The sequence below is a fragment of the Curtobacterium sp. MCPF17_003 genome, assembly GCF_003224385.1.
GTDB classification, from domain to species: Bacteria; Actinomycetota; Actinomycetes; order Actinomycetales; family Microbacteriaceae; genus Curtobacterium; species Curtobacterium flaccumfaciens.
Map to the genome: position 1 here is coordinate 215,776 of NZ_QKLC01000002.1, position 24,001 is coordinate 239,776.

Genomic DNA, 24,001 nt, shown 5'->3' on the forward strand with positions numbered 1-24,001 from the left:
GCTGCCGACCCCAGGAGCGACACGTGGCGAACGACGAGGCCGAGTTCGGAACCGAGCTGCGCGGGTACCGCCGCGACGAGGTGGAACGCGCACTGAACGACCTGCGCCGCGAGCTCATCAAGTCGAACAACGACCGCGCCGACGCCGCGAAGGAGATCCGTCTCCTGCAGGCCCGGGTCTCCGAGCTGCAGGGCGAGCTCGACGAAGCCGGCACCCCCACGTACAGCGGACTCGGCACCCGCCTCGAGTCCACCCTGCGCGTGGCCGAGGAGCAGTCGACCCGGCTCATCAGCCAGGCGGACATCGACGCCCAGCGGCTCCGTGCCTCGAGCCGCACCGAAGCCGAGCGCACCGTCCGCGAAGCACAGGAAGAAGCGCGCGACACCCTCGAGGACGCCCGTACCCGCGCCACCAACGAGCTCACCCGCGCCCGCGCCGAGGCAGCCGACACCGTCGAGCGCGCCCGCGCCGAGGCCGGCCTGCTCACGCAGGACGCCCGGAACGAAGCGGCCGCGATCCGCGGTGCCGCCGTGACCGAGGCCGCCGAGGTCCGCTCCATCGCCATCCGCGAGACGAACGCCCTGCGCGCCCAGGTCGAGCACGAGGTCGCAGAACTGCGCGAGATCGCCCAGCGGGAGTCCGCCGAGGCCCGCACCGCCGCCGCCGAGCTCGACCGCGAGACCGAGCACCGCCGGACGGTCTTCGAAGCCGACCACACCCGCCGTACCGAGGACCTCGACCGTGAGGAGACGACCCGGCGCGAGGCCCTCGAGCGCGAGGTCACCGAGGGTCGTGCCGCCTGGCACCGTGAGCGTGACGAGGAGCAGCAGGCACACGCGCTGGCACTCGAGACCGGTCGCGCCGAACTCGAGTCCGAGGTCACCCGCCGTCGCGCCGAACTCGACAGCGAGGTCGCCGACCGCCGCCGCGAGCTCGACGAGGAACTCGCCGCCGCCCGCGCCCAGTGGGACCGCGAACTCGCCGCCGCCCGCACCGCGCTGGAGCAGGAGGTCGAAGCGGCCCGCGCGCAGCTCCGCGTCGACGAGGAACAGACGCGCGTCGAGAACGCGCGCCTGGTGCAGGAGACCGCCGACCGGATCGCCCGTGAGCTCGAGGAGCACGACGCCCGGATCGCGCAGGAGCGCGCGGAGGCCGACGCAGCAGCCGAGCGAGCGCTCCGTGAGCACGAGAACGCCATCGCCGCCCGACGCGAGCGCGAGCACGCCGAGGTCGACACCGAGATCGCCGACCGCCGCACCACCGAGCTCGGGGTGCTCGAGGCCGAGCGCACCGCCCTGCGGCAGGAGATCGACACCGCCCGCGCCGCCCTGGTGAAGGAGCGCGACGAGGTCCGCGCCGAGATCGCCCGGGAGCGCGACGAAGCCCGCACGACGCTCGAGTCGGAGCTCGCTTCCCGACGTGACGACGCCGAGCAGGACTACCTGCGGAAGCACCACGAGACGGTGACCGAGACGCAGAAGTACCTGGACGAGGCGAACCTGCAGCTCGCCGAGGCCACGCGTCGCGCGACCGAGGCCCGCGAGCGCGCCGAGCGCCTGCAGCAGGAGGCCGACGACCTCGAGCGCACGAGCACGGCCGAGGCCCAGGAGCACGCGCGCACCATCGTCGCCGACGCGCAGGACCGCGTGCACCGGATGGTCGCCGACGCCGAGGAGCGCACCGCCGGCGTCATCGCCGAAGCCGAGGACCGCCTGGCGGCGATCCGGACCGAACGCGAAGCCGTCGCGGGGTACCTGGAGAACCTCCGCGGCGTCCTCACGAACGCCACGGGCCTGCTCGGCACGGCGCCCGCCGCAGCGTCGGATGCGGACGCTGACGACGACGTGGACGCGACCGAACGCTGACGGTCCACTGCCCGGAGGCGCGACCCGCGCCTCCAGGCAGTCCCACCTGGTGCAGGTGGGAGCCGCAGGGCGCCTTCCGGGCGTCGTCAGACGGGCCAGTGGGTCGGCAGCGGCGCGCTGCCCGGCACGACGAGGTCGGCGATCGCGTCGAGGACGATCCGCACGTACCGCTCCCCCACCCACAGGTGCTTCGCGCCCGCGACCGCCACGACCCGGACGTTCGGGGCGAGCGCGAACCGTGCCGCCGCGGCCTCGGGCTGCAGGAAGTCGTCGTGCTCCGGGACGAGCGCCACGACCGGGACCCCGACGGCAGCCCAGCGGACGAGTTCCTCGTCCGAGGTGCGGTGCAGCGGCGGGGACAGCAGGACGACCCCGGCGACCGTGCCTGCCTCGACGTGTTCGAGCGCGTGCTTGAGGATCACCTCGGTGCCGAACGACCAGCCGACCAGCCACGGGGTCGGCAGGCCGCGGTCGATGACCTCGGCGACGGCGGCTCGCAGGTCGAAGCCCTCGGACACACCCTCGCCGAAGACGCCCTCGGAGGTGCCGCGCGGCGACGTGACGGACCGGAAGTTGAACCGCAGCACCGCGATGTCGGCGAGGGCGGGCAACCGTGCGGCAGCCTTCTTGAGCACGTGCGAGTCCATGAACCCGTGCGCGGTCGGCAGGGGATGGAGCGTGACGATGGTTCCGCGAGCCGAGGTGTCGGCAGGCTCGGCGAGCTCACCGACGAGCGTCAGGTGGTCGTCCGTGACGAGCTCGACCTCGGTGCGACGGGCCGGCAACTCGGTGGCGGATCGGATCTCGGTGTCGTGCTCGGTCATGCGATGCTCCAGCAGTGGTTGTGCCAGTGCCGGCGCGACGCCAGGTCGGCAGCGTCACCGAGCACGCCGTCCGCGCGCCAGACGACCACGTGGGCGGTGCAGGGCAGGACCGTTCCGCCGCACCCCGGGCAGATGTACTCCTTCTGCGCCGACGCGGCCGAGATCGGCTGCACCTGGTACTCGCGACCGTGACGGACCTCGGTGCGCTTCCACGAGCTCATCAGCCGGTCGAGGGTGGTCTCCTCGTCAGGCTCGACGTCGCGACCACGGGGGCGCCGCGGTCGGTTGCTGCGCGGCACCCGAGCAGCCGATCAGTACCAGTTGTTGGCCTGGCTGTGACCCCAGGCACCACAGGGGGTGCCGTAGACGCCGGCGATGTAGTTGAGACCCCAGGTGATCTGCGTCGCCGGGTTGGTCTGCCAGTCGGCGCCGGCCGTGGCCATCTTGCTGCCGGGGAGGGCCTGCGGGATGCCGTACGCACCGCTCGGGTTGTAGGCGTTCACCCGCCAGCCGGACTCCTTGTTCCACAGCGAGACCAGGCAGTTGTACTGGTCGGTCCCCCAGCCACGAGCCGTGACCTGCTGCAGGGCGATCGCCTGCGCGCTGCCCGGGTCGGGCGTCGCGGCGGTGGCGGCGAGCGTGTTGGCGGCCGAGACCGGCTGGGTCTCGGTGGCCGCGGTGTCGTCGGTGGTCTCGGCGTCGGCCTCGTCCTCTTCGACGACGGGCTTGACGACCTTCGGGGCCGGGACGGTGACGTCGTAGCCGTCACGGTCGGCGGCGGCCACGGCGTAGGTGCCGTGCGCGGTGTACTGCTGCGGTGCCGGCGGCGTCTTCACGAGCACCGGGGTGTCGACGGCGGCCTGTGCGACGTCGGCCTGCAGCGGGTTGAACAGCGAGCCGCCGACGAACAGGAACACGCCGACGAAGGACATCATCGGGGCGGTCGCGCGCTTGCGGGCCACGGCGTTCACCGACGATGCGGCGGGCTTGACGAGCTTCGGCGTCGCACGGCGCTGCACCGTCGCGGTGCGCTGCTTCGCGGGACGCTGGTCGGCGTCGACGAGGGCATCGTGGGCGAAGGACGCCACACGCTCGTCGGAGACGCGGTTCGCCGCCACCGACTTCGGCGTGGCGACCGGACCCGTCGTCGCGGGCGCTGCCTGCGGGGTCACCCCGAACGCCGACGTCTCCGTCGTGCGGGTTCGCTGCATTGCCGCGCGGCGCTCACCGGAAGCCTGGAGGCTGAGGTGCTCGCGGGTATCGCGGTCGGAGCTTGAGTCTGCCGTGTGCCTGCCCATGAGTAGGACCAGGGTAACGGAACGATCACGGAAAGCGAAGCACCTGGGGACAGCGCGTCGTCACCGGACAGCGAGCATCACTTCGACGACGGCGTCGAGCAGCGCGTCGACCTGCGCCTCGCGGTACCCGCCGTGCTTCGGGCGGAAGACGATCGAACGGACCTCGGTGAGGCTGAGCGGCTTGCCCTCGCGGAAGTACCCGGCGAGCCGGGCGGCGAACGCGTCGACGTCCTTCGGGTGGTAGCCGGTGCCGAGCACGCTGACCCGGCTGAACCGCTGACCGTCCGGCCGCTCGAGCCGCGCCACGACGTCGGATGCCTTCGTCCGTGCTTCTGCGTACCAGGCCTTCTTGCCGACCTCGCTCATCTCCCGCTCACGCTCACGGGCCGCGAAGGCGTCCTCGAGCCGCTCGAGCGCAGCGTCGACGTGCGACGTGGAGTACCCGCCCTTGCGCATCGAGAAGGCCGTGGCGCGGATCTTCGCGGCCTCGATGCCGGGGGCGCTGTCGTCGGCGGAGTACGCGCGCCGGGCGTCCTCGAGGAAACGCTCGACTTCGTCGACGTCGTAACCGAGAGCGGAACGGGCTGCGGTCGGGAAGGTGGTGGCCACGGCGTCATTCTGCCAGTCCGGACCCGTGGCACAACCTGGACGCGCTGAGTGCGGCGTTCAGCCGACACGACCGCGGTCAGTGGTTGACGATGAGGTACAGCACGTAGGCGACCGCGGCGGACGGCAGGATGCTGTCGATGCGGTCGAGCAGGCCGCCGTGTCCGGGCAGGAACGACGAGATGTCCTTGATGCCCAGGTCGCGCTTGATCATCGACTCGGTCAGGTCACCCAGCGTGGCCGAACCGGAGATGAGCACACCGAGCAGGACACCCGTCCACCAGGGCAGCCCGAGCATGAACAGGGCCACCAGGATGCCGACGACGATGCTCGCCGCCACGGACCCGGCGAAACCCTCCCACGTCTTCTTGGGGCTGATGCGAGGTGCCATCGGGTGCTTGCCGAGGTTCAGCCCGGTGGCGTACGCGCCGGTGTCGACCGCGACGACGACGAGGATGAACCCGATCACCCAGAGGTTGCCGTCCGGCTGAGCGGAGAGCAGCACGACGCAGGCGCCGAGCAGCGAGATGTAGGCCTGGACGAACAACCCGTTGGTGAGGTCACGGGCGACGTTGCCGGCCGGGGGCTTCTGCCGCGCGACGGCGACCTCGACCAGTCGCCAGACGCTGATCAGGACGATGCCGCCGAGCAGGGTGAACAGCGCCGCCACCTGCCCGAGCAGGAACGCCGCCGGAACGATCGCGACCGCGACCGCGACGCTCGGGATCCGCGGGACGTCGCGCCCGGCGAACCGCATCGCGCTCGTCAGCTCGTAGACGCCGACGCCCAGCAGGAACGCCGCGACCACCATGAAGGACGGCGGCCAGAGGAGCAGCGTGCCGAGCATCACGACCGCGAACGCGAGCGCGATCCCGATCGCCGCCGGCAGGTTGCGCCCGGTCCGCGCGGTGAGCGCTTCGTTGCGCGCGCCGAATTCGGCCTTGCGCTGGCGGAGCTGCGCCTCGAAGTCGGTGCGCGCCGCTCGTGCACGCGCATCGAAGTCCTGACGGAGCCCCTTCTTCACGGGCCCGCTCGACGCGGGCCCGTGCTCTGCTGTGGGGCGGTCATCGCCCTGGTCGGAGCGACGCATCAGACCTCGAGGAGTTCGGCTTCCTTCTTCTTCAGCGCGTCGTCGATCTGGTCGACGTGCTTCTTCGTCAGGGCCTCGAGGTCCTTGTCGCCACGCGAGATCTCGTCGTCGGAGATCTCACCCTTGAGCGCGTCGAGGTCGTCCTTGGCCTTGCGGCGGATGTTGCGGATGACGACCTTGTGGTCCTCGCCCTTGCCGCGGACGAGCTTGACGAACTCCTTGCGGCGGTCCTGCGTGAGCTCCGGGATCGTCACGCGGACGATCTCGCCGTCGTTCGACGGGCTGGCGCCGAGGTTCGGGAACGTCGCGATGGAGCGTTCGATCTCCTTGAGCGCCGACTTGTCGTACGGCGTGACGATGAGTGTGCGGGCCTCGGGCGTCTGCAGGGACGCGAGCTGCGCGAGCGGCGTCGGCGTGCCGTAGTAGTCGACCGGGATCTTCTGGAAGAGCGCGGCGTTGATCCGGCCGGTACGGACGGTCGAGAAGTCGTCCTTGGCGACCTCCACGGCCTTCGCCATCTTCTCGGTGGCTTCGGTCAGGACATCACTGATCACGGTGTTACTCCTTCGGTACTGGCGTCGAGTCTAGTCAGCGCGGGGGTCAGTTGCTGACGACGGTGCCGATGCGCTCGCCACGGATCGCGGCCTGGACGTTGCCCTCGCCCTCCATGCCGAAGACGTGCATCGGCATGCCGTTGTCCATGCAGAGCGAGAACGCGGTGGCATCGACGACCTTGAGGCCCTTCAGCAGCGCGTCCTGGTAGGTCACGTGGTGCAGCTTCTCGGCCGTCGCGTCCTTCTTCGGGTCGGCGGTGTACACGCCGTCGACGCCGTTCTTGGCGACGAGGACCTCGTCCGCCTTGATCTCGAGCGCACGCTGCGCCGCGACCGTGTCGGTCGAGAAGTACGGCAGCCCGGCACCGGCGCCGAAGATGACGACCCGGCCCTTCTCGAGGTGCCGCTCGGCGCGCCGCGGGATGTACGGCTCGGCGACCTGGGTCATCGCGATGGCGGACTGCACGCGGGTTGCAGCTCCCGCCTGCTCGAGGAAGTCCTGCAGCGCGAGTGCGTTCATCACCGTGCCGAGCATGCCCATGTAGTCGGCGCGGCCGCGGTCCATGCCGCGCTGCGAGAGCTCGGCACCCCGGAAGAAGTTGCCCCCGCCGACGACGATCGCGATCTCGACCTCGCGCGCGGCGACGGCGATCTCCTTGGCGATGGTGCCGATCACGTCGGGGTTCACCCCGAGGGAGCCGGCGCCGAACGCCTCTCCCGACAGCTTCAGCAGAACGCGGCGTCGTCCGGTCTTCTCGTCGGTCATCTGGTCCGCACCCTTCGTCGTGGTCTCGTGGAAATGTACTCGCGGATGTGTCGCGCGCGTGCCGTGCCCGTGCGCGCGAAAAACGGGGCCAGGAACCTGGTTGGTTCCTGACCCCGTCACGGGTTCGTTACGCGCCGACCTTGACGCGGGCGAAGCCCTGGATCGTGATGCCGGCGTTCTCGGCGGCCTTCGCGACGGAGATCTTGTTGTCCTTCGCGTAGTCCTGGTCGAGGAGCGACACCTGCTTGATGTAGGCGTTCACCCGGCCCTCGACGATCTTCGGGAGCGCAGCCTCGGGCTTGCCCTCTTCGCGCGTGATCGCCTCGACGGTCGCACGCTCCTTCTCGATGGCCTCGGCCGGGACCTCGTCGCGGGTCAGGTACGTCGGGTTCGCGAACGCGACGTGCTGCGCGATCGAACGTGCCTCGGCGGCGTTGTCACCCTCGTACGCGATGACGACGGCGATCTGCGGCGGCAGGTCCTGGCTGGTCTTGTGCAGGTAGATCTCGAAGGCCGAACCCTCGACACGGCGGACCGTGCGGACCTCGAGCTTCTCGCCCAGCGCGGCAGCGGCCTCGTTGACGACCTCGAGGACGGTCTTGCCGTCCAGCGGCGCGGCGTTGGCGGCAGCGACGTCGGCGGCACCGACAGCGGCGACCGCGCCCAGCACCTTGTCGGCGAGGGTGGTGAACTTCTCGTTCTTCGCGACGAAGTCGGTCTCACTCGCGAGCTCGACGACCGTGGCGGCGCCGTTCTCGGAGGTCGCGACGACGACGCCTTCGGAGGTGGCACGGTCGTCGCGCTTGGCGACGGCCTTGGCACCCTTGATGCGGAGCAGCTCGACGGCCTTGTCGTAGTCGCCGTCGGCCTCGACGAGCGCGTTCTTCGCGTCCATCATGCCGGCGCCGAGGTCCTCGCGGAGCTTCTTCACGTCAGCAGCGGTGAAGTTTGCCATTGACTGGAGTCCTTTCTGGACTGTACGTGTGTGGAGAGTGGAGTGCAGTCGGGGCGCCGGACCCGGTGGGTCCGGCGCCCCGGCGACTCACTCGGCGGGGGTGGTCTCCGCGGCTGCCTCGGCCTCGGCAGTCGGCTCCGCGTTCTTCGCCTCGTCGGCGATCGGCTCACCGATCTCCTTCGCGGCGACCTGCGCGTCAGCGTCGTTCTCCTCGACGGGGGCGGCGGGCGCCTCGGTCGTGGCGGCGGTCTCGCCACCGAGGAGCTCCTGCTCCCACTCGGCGAGGGGCTCGCTGGCCTCGTCCTCGTCGCCACCGTTGTGGCGGGTCTTCAGGCCCTCGGCCGCGGCGTCGGCGACGATGCGGGTCAGGAGACCGACGGAGCGGATCGCGTCGTCGTTGCCCGGGATCGGGTACGTGATCTCGTCGGGGTCGCAGTTGGTGTCGAGGATGCCGATGATCGGGATACCGAGCTTCTGCGCCTCGTCGACGGCGAGGTGCTCCTTCTTGGTGTCGACGATCCAGAGCGCGCTCGGGGTCCGCGTGAGGTTGCGGATACCACCGAGGGTCTTGTGGAGCTTGTCCAGCTCGCGCTTCTTGATGAGGAGCTCCTTCTTGGTGAAGCCCTTCGTCGTGTCGTCGAAGTCGATCTCCTCGAGCTCCTTCATGCGCGCGAGGCGCTTGGAGACCGTCTGGAAGTTCGTGAGCAGACCGCCGAGCCAACGCTGGTTGACGTACGGCTGGCCGACGCGGGTCGCCTGCTCGGCGATGGAGCCCTGGGCCTGCTTCTTGGTGCCCACGAAGAGGATCGTGCCACCGTGCGCGACCGTCTCCTTGACGAAGTCGTACGCGCGGTCGATGAAGGCCAGCGACTGCTGCAGGTCGATGATGTGGATGCCCGAGCGCTCGGCGAGGATGAAGCGCTTCACCTTCGGGTTCCACCGACGGGTCTGGTGTCCGAAGTGGACGCCGCTGTCGAGCAGCTGGCGGATGGTGACGACGGCCATGTGCCGTCCTCCTTCTGTGTTCTCGGCGCGCAGCCGTGCTCTCGCACGTCCCTGCGGACCTGTTGCGGTTGTGTCGATCACGACCGTCGGTCGTGGTCCCTGGTGTCCTGGCACGCGACCGCCCGCTCGTGGGAGCGGGACCGGTGGTCGGGTACCGAGCCGGTGAGGGCCTGGTGGACACGCGAAGTCAGCGCGCATCAGCACGCTGCTGGATAGATGCTAACAGAAGGGAGGCCCGGATCACGCGCGCCTCGCGGCTGACGCGATCCGGGCCTCCCTTCCGGCGATCCGTGCGGAACTGACGCGGTGCGCGACCGGCCGATCAGGCCTTGGCGTCCACCGTTTCGCCGTCGGCGGAGATGCCCATCTCCTCGAGCGAGCGGCCCTTGGTCTCCGGGATCTTGGCGATGACGAAGAACAGCGACAGCAGTGCGAACAGCGCGTAGATGCCGTAGGTGACCGTCAGGTTGAAGCCCGAGAGCACCGGGAACGAGATCGTCACGATGAAGTTCGCGATCCAGTTGGCGGCCGAGCCGATGCCCAGCGCCGTGGCCCGGATGCGGTTCGGGAACATCTCGCCGAGCAGCACCCACATGAGCGGGCCCCACGTGGCGCCGAAGGACACCACGAAGAGGTTCGCGAAGATCAGCGCGATGACGCCCCACGAGCCGGGGAGGCTCGGGCTGCCGTCGACGATCGTCGCCTGCGAGAACGCGATGGCGACCATGGTCAGCGAGACGAACATGCCCGCCGAACCGGCGACGAGCAGCGGCTTACGACCGACCTTGTCGACCAGGAAGATCGCCACGAAGGTGACGGCGACGTTGACCACCGAGGTGATCGTGGAGATGAGGAACGAGTCCTCCTCCTTGAAGCCGACGGCCTGCCAGAGCGTCGTCGAGTAGTAGAAGATCACGTTGATGCCGACGAACTGCTGCAGCACGGCGAGGATGATGCCCACCCAGACGATCGGCTGGAGCCCGAAGCGGTTGCCCCGGATGGAGCCCTTCTTCTCGTTCGCTTCCTTCTTGATGCCGTCCTGGATCTCCTCCAGGCTCGTGTTCACGGTGTCGCGCGGGACGATCTTGCCCATCACCACGCGCGCGTCGTCAGCACGACCCTTGGTGAGGAGGTAGCGCGGGGACTCCGGCAGCGTGATCGCCAGGACGCCGTAGACGACCGAGGGGATCACCCCGACCAGGAACATCCAGCGCCAGGCCGCCAGGCCCCAGACCTCGGCCGAGGCGCTGCCCGCGGTGACGGCGAAGAGCTGGTCGGACAGGAGCGCGGCGAAGATACCGAGCGTGATCGCCAGCTGCTGGAACGAGGCCAGCCGCCCGCGGATCGCCTTCGGGGACACCTCGGAGATGTACGCCGGTGCGATGACCGAGGCAGTACCGATGCCGAGACCGCCGACCAGACGCCAGATCACGAGGTCCCACGTCGCGAACGCGAACGCCGACCCGATCGACGAGACGAAGAACAGCACGGCGGCCCAGAACATGATCCGGGTGCGGCCGTAGCGGTCGGCGAGGCGGCCTGCGAAGTAGGCGCCGAACGCGCAGCCGATCAGGGCCGAGGCGACCGCGAACCCGCTCGCCGCGTCGGAGAGGTCGAACTCGCCCTTGATCGCGTCGACGGCGCCGTTGATGACGGACGAGTCGAAGCCGAACAGGAAGCCACCGACCGCCGCCGCGATGGCGAACAGGGTGACCTTCCCCTTGAACGCACGGTCTTCGCCGTGCCCGGTGGTCGTGGTGGACACGATGCTCCTGGGTTCTGCCGCCGTGCCGGTGTGCAGCACGGTGCCCCGGCGGTCGGCTGGTTCGCCGTCCGAGCGGCGTTGCGTGTTCCGGAGCGGCCCCGACTGTACTCCTCGCTCGGGATCTGGTCATAACCGGGGCGTGATCGGCACGACTCGCTCCCGTGCGGAGGCGGATCGACGGTGTCGTTGTCGTACGACGTCGGTTCCGTCGCGCCCGTCGCGCCCGTCGCGCCCGTCGCTGCATGGTTCCTCCCCAGGGCCTGGAGGCGGGACTCACCCTCCACGGATCACCTCGGCTCCGCCCCGGGGCCGGTTCGACGGCCGAGGCTGGGGACATGCGATCGACTGCACGTTCCGTCTTGCTGTCCGTGGTGTGCGCGGCGGTGCTGAGCGGGACGGCGGTGCTCGGTGCATCGCCGTCGACGGGCGCCGGGGCGTTGGCGGGTGCTGCGACCGACTCGGGCCGGGTCGAGGCCCGCTGGGTCTGGCCCACCGGATCGCGGGTCGTCGAGCGCGCGTGGGAACCAGCGTCCTCGGACTACGCCGCCGGCCACCGGGGCCTCGACGTCCCGGCCGTCCTCGGGAGCACCGCCTCGGCGGTGGACGACGGCACCGTGGCGTTCGTCGGCGCGGTGGGCGGCCGCTCCGTCGTGACCATCGACCACGGCGACGGGCTGGTCAGCACGCTCGACTCGGTGACGCCCCTGGTCGCCGCGGGAGACGACGTCGTGCGGGGTGCGGCGGTCGGACGCGTCTCGGTCGGACACTGTCCGGCGTCGGCGCCGTGCCTGCACCTCGGTGCTCGCGTCGACGGTCGCTACGTCGACCCGATGGCGTACCTGCCACCGGCCGAGTGGCCGGTGCTGCTGCCCGAGTCGGCCTGGCCCGGGTGAGCGGAACCGACCGGGACGCACGTCGGCGCAGCGTCAGGCGCGCGGGTGCGCTGTCCGGTAGACCTCGCGCAGCCGGGCCGACGACACGTGCGTGTAGATCTGCGTCGTCCCGAGGCTGGCGTGACCGAGGAGTTCCTGCACCGCACGCAGGTCCGCTCCCCCGTCGAGCAGGTGCGTCGCCGCGGTGTGCCGGAAGGTGTGCGGGCCACTCGGGCCCTCGCCCGGCAGGTCACCGAGCAGCCGCGCCACCACGCGGTAGGCACTTCGGACGCCGAGTCGGGTGCCTCGGTCGCCGAGGAACAGCGCCGTGCCGGCCGGTCCCTCCGCCCGTGCCGCGAGGGCGGGCCGTCCGCGCTCGAGCCACGCCTCGAGTGCGTCCCGCGCCGGCACCCCGAACGGCACCACGCGTTCCTTGCCGCCCTTGCCGAGCACCCGCACGGTCAAGCGTCCGCGATCGACGTCGGTCACGTTCGTCCCGACGAGTTCGCTGACCCGGATGGCCGCCGCGTACAGGAGCTCGACGAGGGCCAGGTCCCGCAGCGCCGTCGGGTCCTCCGTCGCCGCACGGGCACCGAGTCCGTCGAGCAGGGCGCGCACCTGGTCGGCCGACACCACGCGAGGCAGGTGCGACCCACCCTTCGGCGCGCGGAGCCGGACCCCGGCGTCGGTCGTCGTCACCCCGGTCTCGCTCGCCCAACGCGTGAACGCCCGCACGGACGAAGACCGCCGGGCGATGGTCGACCGGGCGAGCCCGCGGTGATCGGCGTCCCACAGCCAGTCACGCAGGAGCTCGAGCTCGACGTCGGCGACGCGGTCGATGCCGCGACCGTCCGCGAACGCGACGAGCTGCTCGAGGTCGTTGGCGTACGCGCGGAGGGTCTGCTCGCTGAGGCCACGCGCGTGCCGGGCGTGCCCGAGGAAGGCGTCCACCGCCACCACGAGTCGACTGTCCGTCCGCGCAACCACGACGCCAGCGTACGGCGACCGGACGTCATGCCCGACCCCACCCGCCGCCGCTGGCGACGACGAGTCCCTGCAGCTGTGCGAGCGCGAGCGCGTCGGCGACGTCGGCCGTCGACATCCCGGCCCGGCGGGCGATCTCGGCCTCGGGCAGGGCGCGACGGCCGAGCGCGTCGAGCACCCGGAGCACCTCGGGATCCTGCCTGCCGGACAGGAGCGGTTCGTCGCGCACCGCTCCCCCGCTCGTCCCGGTCGCGGGCCTCACCGCCGCGACCGGATCCCCGGGGTGCACGACGATCTGTGCCCGCCCCTGTGCGATGAGTCGATGGCACCCGACCGACGCCGAGGACGCGAACGCTCCCGGCACCGCGAACACGGGCCGGCCGAGCTGTGCGGCGTGGTGGGCGGTGTTGAGGGCCCCGGACCGGGCGCCTGCTTCGACCACGACCGTGACGTCGGCCAGCGCGGCGGTCAGTCGGTTCCGGGCGAGGAAGCGCCACCGCGTCGGTCGCGTCCCCGGTGCCGACTCGGCGAGCAACGCCCCCTGCCGGGCCACGTTGTGGAGCAACTGCGCGTTCCCCACCGGGTAGAGCTGGTCGATGCCACCGGCCAGGACAGCGATCGTGGGCGTCCCGGCGGCGACGGCGACACGGTGCGCCACCGCGTCGATGCCGTAGGCGCCCCCGCTCACGATGCGGCACCCGGCGTCCGCCGCCGTCGACGTGATCTCCGCCGCGGCCTCGGCCCCGGCCACCGTGTTCGCCCGGGACCCCACGACGCCGAGCGCCGGCATCCCGTCGCCGAGGCACACGCCCGAGCTGCGCGTCCAGAGGACCACCGGGGCGTGCGGACCGAGGTCGTCCATCGCCGACGGCCACCCGTCGCTCGCGGGGACCAGCAGACCGGCTCCGACCGCTCCCGCCGCCGCCAGCACGTCGCCCACCTCGACGGCGGCCAGCCGGGGCCGCCAGCGTTCCACCGCGGTCTGCAGCACACCGAGCAGCACCGCGGGGTCCTCGGCACCCGGTACCTCGGCGTCGACGCAACATCCCAGCAGCGGATCGAAGTCCTTCTCGGCGGCGAGCAGCACCGCACCGAGCGCGCGCTCCGGTCCGAGTCCGGCGAGGAGCTCTCCGGCGACGGAGTCCCCCGGCTCGACGATGGCCGACCACGCGACGCGTGCCGCGGCCTGCACCGGGTCGGCCGCCGCACCGCTCGGCCCGAGCAGGCGCGCCACCGTGTCGAGGAGCTCGGTGCCCGCCGGGATCACAGGGCGCTCCGAAGTGCGAGGGCACCGCGGACGTGCGCACCCGTGGGCCGCTCCACCGCGTCGAGGTCGGCCAGCGTCCACGCCAGTCGCATCACGCGGTCCCAGCCGCGCATCGTCAGGGTGCCGAGGTCGAGTGCGCGGTCGAGGTCTGCCGTCGACCCGGGTTCGATGCGCCCCTCGGCCCGGAGCCACGTCCCGGTGACCTCGGCGTTGCGGGACCATCCCGTCCCGTGCAGTCGCTCCGCCATCCGGGCGCGGGCTGCCGCGACCGCCGCACGCGCGACCGCCGTCGTCGGGGTACTGCCGTCCGCGTCCCGCATCCGACCCGTCGTCACCCGGGGCACCAGCACCCGGATGTCCATCCGGTCGAGCAGTGGCCCCGACATCCGGCCGAGGTACCGGCGGACGGTGCTCGGCGAGCACTCGCACGGCTGCCCGTGCGCACCACCGGCGTTGCCGCACGGGCAGGGGTTCGCCGCCAGGACGACCTGGCAGCGTGCGGGGAAATCGGCCGCGCCCGCCGCACGGTGGATCGTGATCCGACCGGACTCGAGCGGCTGCCGGAGCGCATCGAGCACAGCCCGCGGGAACTCCGGCGCCTCGTCGAGGAACAGGATGCCCCCGGTGGCCCGCGACACGGCTCCGGGGCGAAGGACCCCCGACCCACCGCCGATGAGCGAGACCGCCGACGCGGAGTGGTGCGGGGCTTCCCAGGGTGGCTTCGTGCTCCACGACGCGGAACCCAGCCCGGCGACGGACCGGACCGCGGCGACCTCGAGCGCGGTCTCGTCGTCGAGGTCGGGCAGCAGCCCGGGCAGCCGCTCGGCGAGCATGGTCTTGCCGGCGCCCGGCGGCCCGAGCAGCAGTGCATGGTGTCCCCCGGCCGCCGCCGCGATGAGTGCTCGGACGCCGACCGGGTTCCCCACGACGTCCGACAGTTCGGCCACGGGACGCGGCACCGACGTGACCGGGACCGGCAGCACCGGATCGACCTCGACCGCCGGCAGGAGCGCCCCGGCGTCGATCGCCGCCGCCCGCAACGAGTCCACGCCCCGGATCCGCACCCCGCCGACCACGCGGGCCTCGGTCAGGTTGCCGACGGGCAGCACCACGCGGTCCGCACCGGCGTCGCGCGCGGCGACCAGCATCGGGATCACCCCGGGGACCGGACGCACCCGCCCGTCGAGGCCGAGCTCGCCGATGTAGACGATGCGCTCCGAGACGTCCGGCGCGAGACCGGCACCCGCGAGCACGGCCATCGCGATGGCGAGGTCGAACCCCGAACCGCGCTTCGGGATCGCCGCCGGGGTCAGGTTCACGGTGATCCGACGTGCGGGCAGCGGGCACCCCGCGTTCGCCGCCGCGGATCGCACGCGTTCGCGTGCCTCGCCCAGTGAGGTGTCGGGCAGACCGATGATGCTGAACGCCGGGAGCTGACTGGTCAGGTGCGCTTCGACCTCGATGCGACGACCGGTGACCCCGAGGAGCGCGACCGCGGCAGCGCGCCCGATGCCGGTCACAACACACCGGCCAGGTGCTCGACGACGGTGCGGGGACCGTCCAGGTGGACCGCGACGACGTCCACCCGGACCGCGCGCGCCGAGACCTCGGGATGCGCGTCGAACCACTCGGGCACGAGTCGCCGCATCCGGGTGAGCTTCGCGGCGGTGATCGCCTCGAACGGGTGGCCGGTCGCGGCCCCGGAACGGGTCTTCACCTCGATGAACGCGAGCGTGCAGGAATCCCACGCGACGATGTCGATCTCGCCGCGGGCACATCGCCAGTTCCGCTCGAGCACGCGGAATCCCCGCGCTTCGAGCCAGACCGCCGCTCGTTCTTCACCGAATCGTCCGAGTCGACCATTCCGGAGCGACCGCCCCGGTGGACGTTGCACGTCTTGTTCCATGTCGTTGCCTCCACGACAACGATCTCCGGAACGAACACCCCGATCGGCGGAGTCGGAGAGTCTGTGGAATCAGCGCGCGCGAATTGCCCCTGTGGAGGAAAGAAGAAGGACCCGGGCGATCGAGATCACCCGGGTCCTGCTGCGACGAGCGTCAGTGCGCTGCTGCGTAGGCTTCCTGCACCTGCGTCGAGATGCGGCCGCGGGACGAGACTTCGTACCCGTTCTCCTTGGCCCACTCGCGGATCTTGCCGAGCTCTTCCGAGTTGCCGCGCTTCGGCGCGGACTTCGGGGCGGAACCGCCGCCGGTTCGGCGACCGGACACCTTGCGCGCTGCGGCGATGTAGTCGGAGATCGCCTCGCGGAACTTGTCGACGTTGTCGTTCGACAGGTCGATCTCGTACGACGAGCCGTCGAACGCGAATTCGACCGTCCGACCTTCACCGGTGGTGATGGGGGAATCGTCGAGGTCGTCGACGAGCTGGACGGTGACCTTCTGTGCCATGGGGTGCTCCTGTTCGTGGGGCGGTTGAATCCCCATCAGAATAGCGCGAACAATTCACCGCCGGTTCGGATCAGCGGCGATTCACCGAGAAAGAAGCAGAAGAAAGCAAATTGACGATCACTCGTCGAGTGCGAGTTCCTTCGGCAGTTCGAGTTCCCGCGTCGTGAGTTCCTCGACATTCACGTCCTTGAACGTGAGTACCCGGACACCCTTGACGAACCGGTCGGAACGGTAGACGTCCCAGACCCAGACGTCGTTCATCGTCAGTTCGAAGTAGAAGTCGTGCTCCGTGTCACGGCGCACGAGTTCGACCTCGTTCGCCAGGTAGAAACGGCGCTCCGTCTCGACCACGTAACGGAACTGCGACACCACGTCTCGGTACTCGCGGTACAGGGCCAGCTCGACCTCGCGGTCGTAGTCGTCGAATTCGTCCTCATCCATTGCGCCCACAGTCTACGGCGACGGAGGGCCGAGCGGACGACGGGCTCAACCCGCGACGGCGTCGAGTTCGTCGAACCCGTCCAGTGCGACGCTCGAGGCCTGGTGCAGCCAGGACTTCCGGTGCAGTGCGTGCGCACCGATCGTCCGGATCGCGTCGTAGTGCGCCGTCGACCCGTAGCCCTTGTTCGACACCCACCCGTAGTGCGGAGCCTCGTCGTGCGCCGAGATCATGAGCGCGTCACGAGCGACCTTCGCCACCACCGACGCAGCAGCCACCGAGGCACAGTCGCGGTCGGCCTTGACCCGGACGACGACCTCGAGCGGATCGGCGGCCGGACGGAGCGCCTCGGGCAGGGCGCGGCTCAACCAGTCGAACGAGCCGTCGAGCACCACCACCGCGCCGTCGAGCGACACCCCGTCGGCGACCAGGGAGCCGAGCGCCTGCGCACCGGCCGCGCCGAGGGCCGGGACGATGCCCTGCTGGTCGACGAACTCCGCCGATGCCATGCCGACCGCCGTGCGTGCCCAGCGCTGCACGACGGGCACGAGGTCGGTCCGGCGCGCTTCGGAGAGCAGCTTGGAATCGGCGAGCCCCTGGGGCACACGACCGATGTCGAGCGTCACCGCGGCCACACCGACGCCGACCGGACCGGCGATGGCGCCACGGCCGACCTCGTCCATGCCGATGACCGTCACGCGGCCCTCGGCGAGCAGACGCTTCTCGACCCGGAGCGACGGACGGACGGCGGTCACTCGTCGCGCTCCTCCACGCCGGCGAACACCTCGGGGTGGTCGTCGAGCCACGTCCAGCGGCTCGCCGGCCAGGAGATGACGAACGCGCGGCCCGTGACGTCGGACATCGGGACGAAGCCCTTCGACGGGGTGTCGCCGTTGTACCGGGAGTCCTTCGAGTCGTTCCGGTTGTCGCCCATCACCCAGATGGTGCCCTTCGGCACGGTGACCGAGAAGTCGGTGGCCGAGGCCGGGGCGCCGGCGGGGAGCTTCAGGTACGGCTCCTTGATCGGCACACCGTTGACCGACATCTGTCCGAGGTCGTTGCAGCAGGACACCTTGTCGCCCGGCAGCCCGATGACGCGCTTGATCAGGTGGTCGTCGCTGTCACCGGTGCCGAGCCCGACCTGCGTGAGGAGCCAGTCGATGGCCTTGGCGGGCTGGGTGTCCGGCGTGACGCTCGGCACCTCGGACCCGGTGAGCCAGCCGCCCGGGTCCTTGAAGACGACGACGTCCCCCCGCTTCAGGGCCACGGCGCCGGGGACGAGCTCGTTGACGATCACCCGGTCGTTGATCTGCAGCGTGTTCTCCATCGACGCCGACGGGATGTAGAACGACCGGATCAGGAACGTCTTGACCAGGAACGACACGAGCAGTGCCGCGATGAAGATGATGACGAGGTCGCGGAGGAATGTGAGGACTCCGTTCCGTTGCTTCTCAGCACGTGGCCTGCGCCCGGAATCCTCTGTCGTGTCCGTCATTTCCGCTCTCGTTCGAACCGCTGACTCCCCGCAATGGGAAGAGCCCCCCGTCGATGCACAACCGTACATGGACGAGGGGCTCGCAGCGCCGTCCGGCTCGCGGACGTTCACTGTGAAGGCGATCAGGCGTCGCGCTTCTCCTTGATCTTGCGGCGGGCCGCCTTGCCGCGGAGCTCGCGCAGGTAGTAGAGCTTCGCACGACGGACGTCACCCTTGGTGACGATCTCGATGTGGTCGATGATCGGCGAGTGCACGGGGAACCAGCGCTCGACGCCGACCTGGAAGCTCACCTTGCGGACCTTGAAGGTCTCACCGATGCCGTGACCCTGACGGCCGATGACGACTCCCTGGAAGACCTGGATACGCGAGCGCGTGCCTTCGATGATGTTGACGTGCACCTTGATGGTGTCGCCGGGGCGGAAGTCCGGGACGTCGGTACGCAGCGATGCTGCGTCGACGTTGTCGAGGAGCTGGCTCATGGTGGGTTTCACTCTCTGCGGACGCGCACGGGTCGCCGCGGATCGAAGGTTCGGAAAGTGGTGGTGCGTGCCCGGTGTCGGCGACTCCCCCGTGGCAGAGTCCAGCCAGGGCACAGCGTTCAATACTGCCACAGAGAGCGCGGGAGACAAAACGACGAGGATGGACCCATGATCGAACTCCGCACCCCCGCCGAGCTGGACGGACTGCGCGTCGCCGGCCGGTTCGTGGCCGACGTCCTCGACGAGCTGCTCGAGACCGTCGACGTCGGCGTCAACCTGCTCGACCTCGACCGCGTCGCGGCCAGGATGATCGCCGAACGCGGGGCGGAGAGCTGCTACGTCGACTACCACCCGTCGTTCGGCATGTCGCCGTTCGGCAAGAACCTCTGCACCTCGGTGAACGACGCCGCCCTGCACGGCCTGCCGCACGACCACACCCTGCAGGACGGCGACCTGGTGAGCCTGGACTTCGCCGCGAGCGTGGACGGCTGGGTCGCGGACTCCGCCGTCAGCGTCCAGGTCGGCACGCCGCGCGACGAGGACCAGGCCCTGATCGCCACGGTCGAGCGAGCGCTGGCCGCCGGCATCGCCCAGGCGGCTCCCGGCAACAAGCTCGGCGACGTCTCGCACGCCATCGGTCACGTCGCGCACGAGGCCGGTCACGACGTGAACCTGCAGTTCGGCGGGCACGGCGTCGGTCGCACGATGCACGGGGATCCGCACGTGCCGAACGACGGCCGTCCGGGTCGCGGCCTGAAGCTCCGACCGGGGCTGGTCGTCGCGATCGAGCCGTGGCTCATGCAGACGACCGACGAGCTCTACCAGGACGATGACGGCTGGACCCTGCGCAGCGTCGACGGCTCACGTGCCGCGCACGTCGAACACACGGTCGCGGTCACCGAGGCCGGCCCCGAGGTCCTGACCCTGCGTCGCGCTCAGCGCGCCGACCCGACCGTCTGACGGACGGGAGGCACGGTGCGGGCCCGCCCCGTGCCTCCAGGCAGACCCGGCGGGGCCGGGTTTCGTGCTCAGCGACAGTTCACGCGGAACGAACCGCGAGGAGTGTCGCTCAGCCCGAAACGCGTTCAGCAGGCAGACGCGCCAGCCGATCACGCAGGCGGCAGCAGGTCCGGACGGACGCGCCGCGTCCGCTCCAGCTGCTGCTCGTGCCGCCAGGCACCGACGCGGGCGTGGTGCCCGCTGAGCAGGACGTCGGGGACGTCCAGGCCGCGCCACGACGCGGGCTTGGTGTACGAGGGGTACTCGAGCAGGCCGTCCTCGTGGGACTCCTCGACCAGCGACTCGGGGTTGCCGACGACCCCGGGGACGAGTCGACCGACGGCCTCGATCATCGCCATCGCGGCGACCTCGCCGCCGTTCAGCACGTAGTCCCCGAGCGAGAGCTCCACGACGGTGGCGTGCAACGACGCCCACTCGAAGACGCGGGCGTCGATGCCCTCGTACCGCCCGCAGGCGAACACGAGGTGCTCCGACGTCGACGCGAGCGACCGCGCGATGGACTGCGTGAAGGGCGTGCCGGCCGGCGTCGGGACCACCAGGGTCGACGAGCCGTCGGGCCGGAAGAGCGCCTCGAGCGCCTGCGCCCACGGCTCCGGCTTCATCACCATGCCGGCACCACCGCCGTACGGGGTGTCGTCGACGGTGCGGTGCCGGTCGGTGGTCCACGACCGCAGGTCGTGCACGTGCAGGTCGAGCAGACCGCCGGAGCGGGCCTTGCCCAGCAGGGACACGTCGAGCACGGAGAAGAACTCCGGGAAGATCGTGACGATGTCGATCCGCACGGGGACTAGTCCGTGACCGTCTCGGGGCGCGAGGTGTCCTCGGGGTCCTCGAACAGCCCCTGCGGCGGCGTGACCGTGACGGTGCCGGCCGCGATGTCGACCGCCGGCACGATGGCCGAGACGAACGGCACGAGGACCTCGCCGCGGGACGGCGTGTCGATCGCGAGCAGGTCCTGGGCGGGCATGTGGTCCACACGGGCGACCGTGCCGACCTCGACGCCGTCACGCAGGACCTTGAGCCCGACGAGCTGGTGGTCGTACCAGGCGTCGTCCTCACCGGTCTCGGCGTCGGCGTCCTGCTCGACCCAGAGGATGATGCGCGCCAGGGACTCGGCCGCGGTGCGGTCGTCGATCCCGGCGAAGAACGCGACGGGGTGACCGTTGTACCAGCGCAGTTCGTCCAGCTCGAGGGTCTTGCCCGACCACGGTGAGTCGTCGGGGACCTGGAGCGTGAACGTGGCGCCCGGGGTGAACCGACGATCCGGGTCGTCGGTGTAGAGCTCGAGCTTGATGCCGCCCTTGAGCCCGTGCGCCTTCGTGATTCGACCCACCCGGAGCTGGGTCGTCTCCCTAGGAATCGGTGTCCACCACGTCGACCCGCACGCGCTTGCCGTCGGCCAGGGCCGTGACGAGGGTGCGGAGCGCCTTGGCGGTGCGCCCGGCGCGACCGATCACGCGGCCGAGGTCCTCGGGGTGCACGCGCACCTCGAGGACCTCGCCGCGTGGGGAGGTGGAGCTGGCGACGCGCACGTCGTCAGGGTGATCGACGATCCCCTTGACGAGGTGCGTCAGCGCGGATTCGAGCAAGGACTACGCCTCGGTCGTCTCGTCGGCGGTCTCGGCGTCGTCGGCCTTGGCGGCGGGAGCCGTCTTCTCCGACTTCGGCTTGAGCACGGCCTTCTTCGAGGAGTCGACCTGGAAGGCCGGCTTCGGCTCGGCGACCTTGACCTTGGACTCGGTGTCCTTCTCGCCCTTGAACTTGGCCCAGTCGCCGGTCAGCTTGAGGAGGGCCGCGACCTGCTCGGTCGGCTGCGCGCCGACGCCGAGCCAGTAGAGCGCACGCTCGGACTCGATCTTGATGACCGAGGGCTCCTCGGTCGGGTGGTACTGACCGATCTCCTCGAGGACACGACCATCGCGCTTGGTGCGCGAGTCGGCGACGACGATGCGGTAGTAGGGCGCACGGATCTTACCGAGACGCTTCAGACGGATCTTGACAGCCACAATTGCTCCTGTTTGCTTTCGTTGTGGTTGAACTGGAACCGCGGGCGTGGGGGCACACACGGCGAAAGCTCGAGAGAGATCGCTCACAGCTGGATAGAGGGTCGAGCTGCGGCGATTCGACCGTTCATTCTTGCAGATTCCCGGCCGTGATGCGAGCCGACTCGCTACGGCGCGAGGCGCCGCACCGCTTCGAGGGCCTCGGACGTCGCCCGGACCGCGTCCACGCTCCGTGCGTCCCGCGCGCCGCCGACGACGGCGTACGGCACGCCGGCGGCCTGGAGGCCCGTGGCGAGTCCGTCGGGCGCGTCGCCCTCGGCGTCGGTCGCGCGCTCCTGCCCGGCGCAGACCACGACGGTGTCCGCCGGTACGCCGACCTCGTCCCCGTGCTCGTCGCGGATCCAGAGCACCCCGGGTTCGATGCGCAGGTACTCCTGCACGCCGCCGACCATCCGCACCCCGGCGTCCCGCAGCCGACCGATCGCGACCCAGCGCGAGGTGATGCCGATCCCCTGGCCGAACTTGCCCGAACGCCGGAGCACCGTCACCTGGGACCCCGGCCTCGTGGTGCGCTGTGCCGCGGGGAGCCGCTGCGGCACGTCGCCGACGAGCTCCTCGGACACGTCGAGGTCCCAGCGGGCCGCGAACTCGGCGGCCCGGACGACCTCGTCGGGCGACTCGGTCAGGAACGCCGCGGTGTCCACGCCGATGCCGCCGCCACCGATGATCGCGACGGTGCCCTCGCCGACCCCCTCGCGGAGTGCCTGCTCGTAGGACAGCACGTGCGGCAGGTCGCTGCCGGGGACGTCGATGCTCCGCGGGACCACCCCGGCCGCGAGCACGACGGCGTCGCTGTCGACGAGGTCCGCAGCCGTGGCCGGGCGTCCGAGGTGGATCGTGGCGCCCCGCTCCGCGAGCTCGGCACGGGCGGACCGCACCGTGGCGGCGTAGTCCTCCTTCCCCGGGACGAGTGCGGCGAGGCCGAACTGGCCGCCGAGGCGGTCGGACGCCTCCCAGACGGTGACGTCGTGGCCCCGGCGGGCGGCGTCCACCGCGGCGGCGAGCCCTGCCGGTCCGCCACCGACGACGTCGACGCGCTTCGGGTCCGCGGTCGGCCGTGCGGGGAAGGCCACTTCGCGGGCCGCCCGCGGGTTCACGAGGCACGACACCGGTGCGCCGATGATCGAACGGTCGAGGCATGCCTGGTTGCAGCCGATGCAGGTGTTCACCAGTGCGAACCCGCCCGCGAGCGAGCGCGACACGATGGCGGCATCGGCGAGGAACGGCCGGGCGAGGGCGACGGCGTCGATCAGGCCGCCGCTGAGCACGGCCTCGCCGTCGCGCAGGTCCGTCATCCGGTTCGAGGCGATCACACGGACGTCCGGGTACGCGGACGAGCGCACCACCGCGGCGATCCGTGCCGCGTACGCCAGCCAGGCCCCGTGCGGCACCGAGGCCTGCACGGTCGGGGTGCGGGACTCGTGCCAGCCGATGCCGACCGAGATGCCGTCGAGCCCGAGCGGCAGCAGGTCGTGCACGAGCGCGTCGACCTCGTCGTCGGTCGACGAGCCGGGCATCAGGTCCGCTCCGGACAGCCGGATCGTCACGGCGAGTTCGGGCACCGCGGCGCGCACCGCCCGGACGACCTCGATCGCGAAGCGCCGACGCCGTTCCGCATCGCCGCCCCACTCGTCGTCGCGCAGGTTCGTCAGCGGCGACTGGAACTGGTTGATCAGGTACCCCTCGGACGCCATGATCTCGACGCCGTCGAACCCGACCGCGCGGGCGGTGCGGGCAGCGGCGGCGAAGTCCTCGATGGTCCGCTCGACCTCGGCCGACGTCAGCTCGGTCGGCACCACGCCGCGGGCGGCCGCCCACGGCAGGGCCGAGGGTGCCACGACGCGCTGCGGGTCGCCGTGCCGGTCGACCATGCCCGACGCGAGCGCGTACCGCCCGGCGTGGAACAGCTGCGCGAGGATCGTCCCGCCCTCGTCGTGCACGGCGTCGACCGCCACCCGGAACCGCTCGTCGGCTCCCCCGACGCCGAACACCGCGAAGTCCGGACCGCCGCGCGCCTCGTCGTTCACCGCGATGCCGCCGGTGATGATGCACGCCGCCCCGCCGGCCGCCCGTTCGCGGTAGAAGGCGGCCATGCCGGCTCCGCCGTCGTCGTGCACCTCGAGCCCGGTGTGCATCGACCCCATCACCACCCGGTTCGCCAGGTGCAGGGGGCCGAGGGTCCATGGTGACGCGACGGTCCGGAGGGACTCCGGCACGACGGGGGCGGAAGCGACGCTGCTCATGCG

At 71.0% G+C, this 24,001-nt stretch carries 27 protein-coding genes; 3 read left to right on the forward strand and 24 right to left on the reverse strand.

Annotated features, from left to right (window positions below; all coding sequences use genetic code 11):
• Positions 1–23: 23 nt before the first annotated feature.
• Entirely contained in the window at positions 24–1,865 is a 1,842-nt protein-coding gene (locus DEJ30_RS03615) for a hypothetical protein (protein WP_181419988.1), read from the forward strand.
• A gap of 86 nt (positions 1,866–1,951) precedes the next feature.
• On the opposite strand, the gene DEJ30_RS03620 is transcribed toward DEJ30_RS03615, so the two are convergent.
• From DEJ30_RS03620 to DEJ30_RS03665, 10 genes are all read right to left on the reverse strand, one after another.
• The gene (locus DEJ30_RS03620) at positions 1,952–2,689 is read right to left on the reverse strand and encodes an alpha/beta hydrolase (protein ID WP_110859082.1); all 738 of its coding nucleotides are present in this window, start codon (positions 2,687–2,689) and stop codon (positions 1,952–1,954) included.
• Positions 2,686–2,988, reverse strand: coding sequence for a hypothetical protein (locus tag DEJ30_RS03625; protein ID WP_110859083.1), 303 nt, complete (start codon positions 2,986–2,988; stop codon positions 2,686–2,688). Before DEJ30_RS03625 ends, DEJ30_RS03620 begins: the two co-directional genes overlap by 4 nt.
• Positions 2,989–3,000: 12 nt before the next feature.
• Complete coding sequence (locus tag DEJ30_RS18480; protein ID WP_258369801.1) at positions 3,001–3,900, reverse strand: lytic transglycosylase domain-containing protein; 900 nt, start codon at positions 3,898–3,900, stop codon at positions 3,001–3,003.
• Positions 3,901–4,047: 147 nt separating this feature from the next.
• Positions 4,048–4,596 carry a DivIVA domain-containing protein gene (locus DEJ30_RS03635; RefSeq protein ID WP_071406375.1) on the reverse strand — a complete coding sequence of 183 codons (549 nt, stop codon included), beginning with the start codon at positions 4,594–4,596 and terminating at the stop codon, positions 4,048–4,050.
• 76 nt (positions 4,597–4,672) lie between these two features.
• A complete protein-coding gene (locus tag DEJ30_RS03640; RefSeq protein ID WP_110859157.1) occupies positions 4,673–5,617 on the reverse strand; it encodes a phosphatidate cytidylyltransferase in 945 nt (314 codons plus the stop codon).
• A gap of 65 nt (positions 5,618–5,682) precedes the next feature.
• Positions 5,683–6,237 carry a ribosome recycling factor gene (gene frr / locus DEJ30_RS03645; RefSeq protein ID WP_110859084.1) on the reverse strand — a complete coding sequence of 185 codons (555 nt, stop codon included), beginning with the start codon at positions 6,235–6,237 and terminating at the stop codon, positions 5,683–5,685.
• Between the two features lie 46 nt (positions 6,238–6,283).
• Positions 6,284–7,003, reverse strand: a complete 720-nt coding sequence (gene pyrH / locus DEJ30_RS03650) for a UMP kinase (protein ID WP_110859085.1) — start codon at positions 7,001–7,003, stop codon at positions 6,284–6,286.
• 127 nt (positions 7,004–7,130) lie between these two features.
• Positions 7,131–7,958 (reverse strand): translation elongation factor Ts, encoded by an 828-nt coding sequence (tsf, locus tag DEJ30_RS03655; protein WP_110859086.1) that lies wholly within the window; start codon positions 7,956–7,958, stop codon positions 7,131–7,133.
• Between the two features lie 87 nt (positions 7,959–8,045).
• A complete protein-coding gene (gene rpsB / locus DEJ30_RS03660; protein WP_027465874.1) occupies positions 8,046–8,963 on the reverse strand; it encodes a 30S ribosomal protein S2 in 918 nt (305 codons plus the stop codon).
• Between the two features lie 322 nt (positions 8,964–9,285).
• Positions 9,286–10,728, reverse strand: a complete 1,443-nt coding sequence (locus DEJ30_RS03665; RefSeq protein ID WP_258369802.1) for a sugar porter family MFS transporter — start codon at positions 10,726–10,728, stop codon at positions 9,286–9,288.
• 335 nt (positions 10,729–11,063) lie between these two features.
• Here DEJ30_RS03665 and DEJ30_RS03670 point away from each other — a divergent pair, with 335 nt between their 5' ends.
• Positions 11,064–11,621, forward strand: coding sequence for a murein hydrolase activator EnvC (locus DEJ30_RS03670; protein WP_181419989.1), 558 nt, complete (start codon positions 11,064–11,066; stop codon positions 11,619–11,621).
• A gap of 33 nt (positions 11,622–11,654) precedes the next feature.
• Here the strand turns inward: DEJ30_RS03670 and DEJ30_RS03675 are convergent, their stop codons facing one another.
• The 9 genes from DEJ30_RS03675 to rplS all read right to left on the reverse strand — a co-directional run bounded on the left by DEJ30_RS03675 (position 11,655) and on the right by rplS (position 18,672).
• Positions 11,655–12,587 carry a tyrosine recombinase XerC gene (locus tag DEJ30_RS03675; protein ID WP_258369803.1) on the reverse strand — a complete coding sequence of 311 codons (933 nt, stop codon included), beginning with the start codon at positions 12,585–12,587 and terminating at the stop codon, positions 11,655–11,657.
• A gap of 25 nt (positions 12,588–12,612) precedes the next feature.
• On the reverse strand, positions 12,613–13,851 hold the full coding sequence (gene dprA / locus DEJ30_RS03680) for a DNA-processing protein DprA (protein ID WP_110859090.1): 1,239 nt from the start codon (positions 13,849–13,851) through the stop codon (positions 12,613–12,615).
• The gene (locus tag DEJ30_RS03685) at positions 13,848–15,371 is read right to left on the reverse strand and encodes a YifB family Mg chelatase-like AAA ATPase (RefSeq protein WP_110859091.1); all 1,524 of its coding nucleotides are present in this window, start codon (positions 15,369–15,371) and stop codon (positions 13,848–13,850) included. Before DEJ30_RS03685 ends, dprA begins: the two co-directional genes overlap by 4 nt.
• Positions 15,368–15,757 (reverse strand): YraN family protein, encoded by a 390-nt coding sequence (locus tag DEJ30_RS03690; RefSeq protein ID WP_110859092.1) that lies wholly within the window; start codon positions 15,755–15,757, stop codon positions 15,368–15,370. The genes DEJ30_RS03685 and DEJ30_RS03690 overlap by 4 nt, the downstream gene beginning before the upstream one ends.
• A gap of 151 nt (positions 15,758–15,908) precedes the next feature.
• The gene (locus DEJ30_RS03695; protein ID WP_017888250.1) at positions 15,909–16,259 is read right to left on the reverse strand and encodes an Lsr2 family protein; all 351 of its coding nucleotides are present in this window, start codon (positions 16,257–16,259) and stop codon (positions 15,909–15,911) included.
• Positions 16,260–16,376: 117 nt separating this feature from the next.
• On the reverse strand, positions 16,377–16,700 hold the full coding sequence (locus DEJ30_RS03700) for a DUF2469 family protein (protein ID WP_017888251.1): 324 nt from the start codon (positions 16,698–16,700) through the stop codon (positions 16,377–16,379).
• A gap of 45 nt (positions 16,701–16,745) precedes the next feature.
• The gene (locus DEJ30_RS03705) at positions 16,746–17,453 is read right to left on the reverse strand and encodes a ribonuclease HII (RefSeq protein WP_110859093.1); all 708 of its coding nucleotides are present in this window, start codon (positions 17,451–17,453) and stop codon (positions 16,746–16,748) included.
• On the reverse strand, positions 17,450–18,193 hold the full coding sequence (gene lepB, locus DEJ30_RS03710; RefSeq protein ID WP_110859094.1) for a signal peptidase I: 744 nt from the start codon (positions 18,191–18,193) through the stop codon (positions 17,450–17,452). Before lepB ends, DEJ30_RS03705 begins: the two co-directional genes overlap by 4 nt.
• Positions 18,194–18,315: 122 nt before the next feature.
• Positions 18,316–18,672, reverse strand: a complete 357-nt coding sequence (gene rplS / locus DEJ30_RS03715) for a 50S ribosomal protein L19 (protein ID WP_017888254.1) — start codon at positions 18,670–18,672, stop codon at positions 18,316–18,318.
• A gap of 168 nt (positions 18,673–18,840) precedes the next feature.
• Between rplS and map the strand changes: the two genes are divergently transcribed.
• The gene (map, locus tag DEJ30_RS03720) at positions 18,841–19,632 is read left to right on the forward strand and encodes a type I methionyl aminopeptidase (protein ID WP_110859095.1); all 792 of its coding nucleotides are present in this window, start codon (positions 18,841–18,843) and stop codon (positions 19,630–19,632) included.
• Positions 19,633–19,781: 149 nt separating this feature from the next.
• Here the strand turns inward: map and trmD are convergent, their stop codons facing one another.
• The 5 genes from trmD to DEJ30_RS03745 form a co-directional block, all read right to left on the reverse strand.
• On the reverse strand, positions 19,782–20,474 hold the full coding sequence (gene trmD / locus DEJ30_RS03725) for a tRNA (guanosine(37)-N1)-methyltransferase TrmD (protein WP_110859096.1): 693 nt from the start codon (positions 20,472–20,474) through the stop codon (positions 19,782–19,784).
• A 5-nt stretch (positions 20,475–20,479) separates the two neighbouring features.
• On the reverse strand, positions 20,480–21,025 hold the full coding sequence (gene rimM / locus DEJ30_RS03730) for a ribosome maturation factor RimM (protein ID WP_171907871.1): 546 nt from the start codon (positions 21,023–21,025) through the stop codon (positions 20,480–20,482).
• 19 nt (positions 21,026–21,044) lie between these two features.
• A complete protein-coding gene (locus DEJ30_RS03735) occupies positions 21,045–21,281 on the reverse strand; it encodes an RNA-binding protein (RefSeq protein WP_017888258.1) in 237 nt (78 codons plus the stop codon).
• Between the two features lie 3 nt (positions 21,282–21,284).
• Entirely contained in the window at positions 21,285–21,698 is a 414-nt protein-coding gene (gene rpsP / locus DEJ30_RS03740) for a 30S ribosomal protein S16 (RefSeq protein WP_027465884.1), read from the reverse strand.
• A 164-nt stretch (positions 21,699–21,862) separates the two neighbouring features.
• Entirely contained in the window at positions 21,863–23,998 is a 2,136-nt protein-coding gene (locus DEJ30_RS03745) for an FAD-dependent oxidoreductase (protein ID WP_110859097.1), read from the reverse strand.
• Positions 23,999–24,001: the final 3 nt, after the last annotated feature.

Coding starts and splice junctions, on each gene's coding strand:
- DEJ30_RS03620 (WP_110859082.1), bottom strand. CDS start 2,689: ATGACCGAGCACGACACCGAGATCCGATCCGCCACCGAGTTGCCGGCC.
- DEJ30_RS18480 (WP_258369801.1), bottom strand. CDS start 3,900: ATGCAGCGAACCCGCACGACGGAGACGTCGGCGTTCGGGGTGACCCCG.
- pyrH (WP_110859085.1), bottom strand. CDS start 7,003: ATGACCGACGAGAAGACCGGACGACGCCGCGTTCTGCTGAAGCTGTCG.
- tsf (WP_110859086.1), bottom strand. CDS start 7,958: ATGGCAAACTTCACCGCTGCTGACGTGAAGAAGCTCCGCGAGGACCTC.
- rpsB (WP_027465874.1), bottom strand. CDS start 8,963: ATGGCCGTCGTCACCATCCGCCAGCTGCTCGACAGCGGCGTCCACTTC.
- DEJ30_RS03670 (WP_181419989.1), top strand. CDS start 11,064: ATGCGATCGACTGCACGTTCCGTCTTGCTGTCCGTGGTGTGCGCGGCG.
- DEJ30_RS03690 (WP_110859092.1), bottom strand. CDS start 15,757: ATGGAACAAGACGTGCAACGTCCACCGGGGCGGTCGCTCCGGAATGGT.
- DEJ30_RS03695 (WP_017888250.1), bottom strand. CDS start 16,259: ATGGCACAGAAGGTCACCGTCCAGCTCGTCGACGACCTCGACGATTCC.
- DEJ30_RS03700 (WP_017888251.1), bottom strand. CDS start 16,700: ATGGATGAGGACGAATTCGACGACTACGACCGCGAGGTCGAGCTGGCC.
- lepB (WP_110859094.1), bottom strand. CDS start 18,193: ATGACGGACACGACAGAGGATTCCGGGCGCAGGCCACGTGCTGAGAAG.
- rplS (WP_017888254.1), bottom strand. CDS start 18,672: ATGAGCCAGCTCCTCGACAACGTCGACGCAGCATCGCTGCGTACCGAC.
- map (WP_110859095.1), top strand. CDS start 18,841: ATGATCGAACTCCGCACCCCCGCCGAGCTGGACGGACTGCGCGTCGCC.
- DEJ30_RS03745 (WP_110859097.1), bottom strand. CDS start 23,998: ATGAGCAGCGTCGCTTCCGCCCCCGTCGTGCCGGAGTCCCTCCGGACC.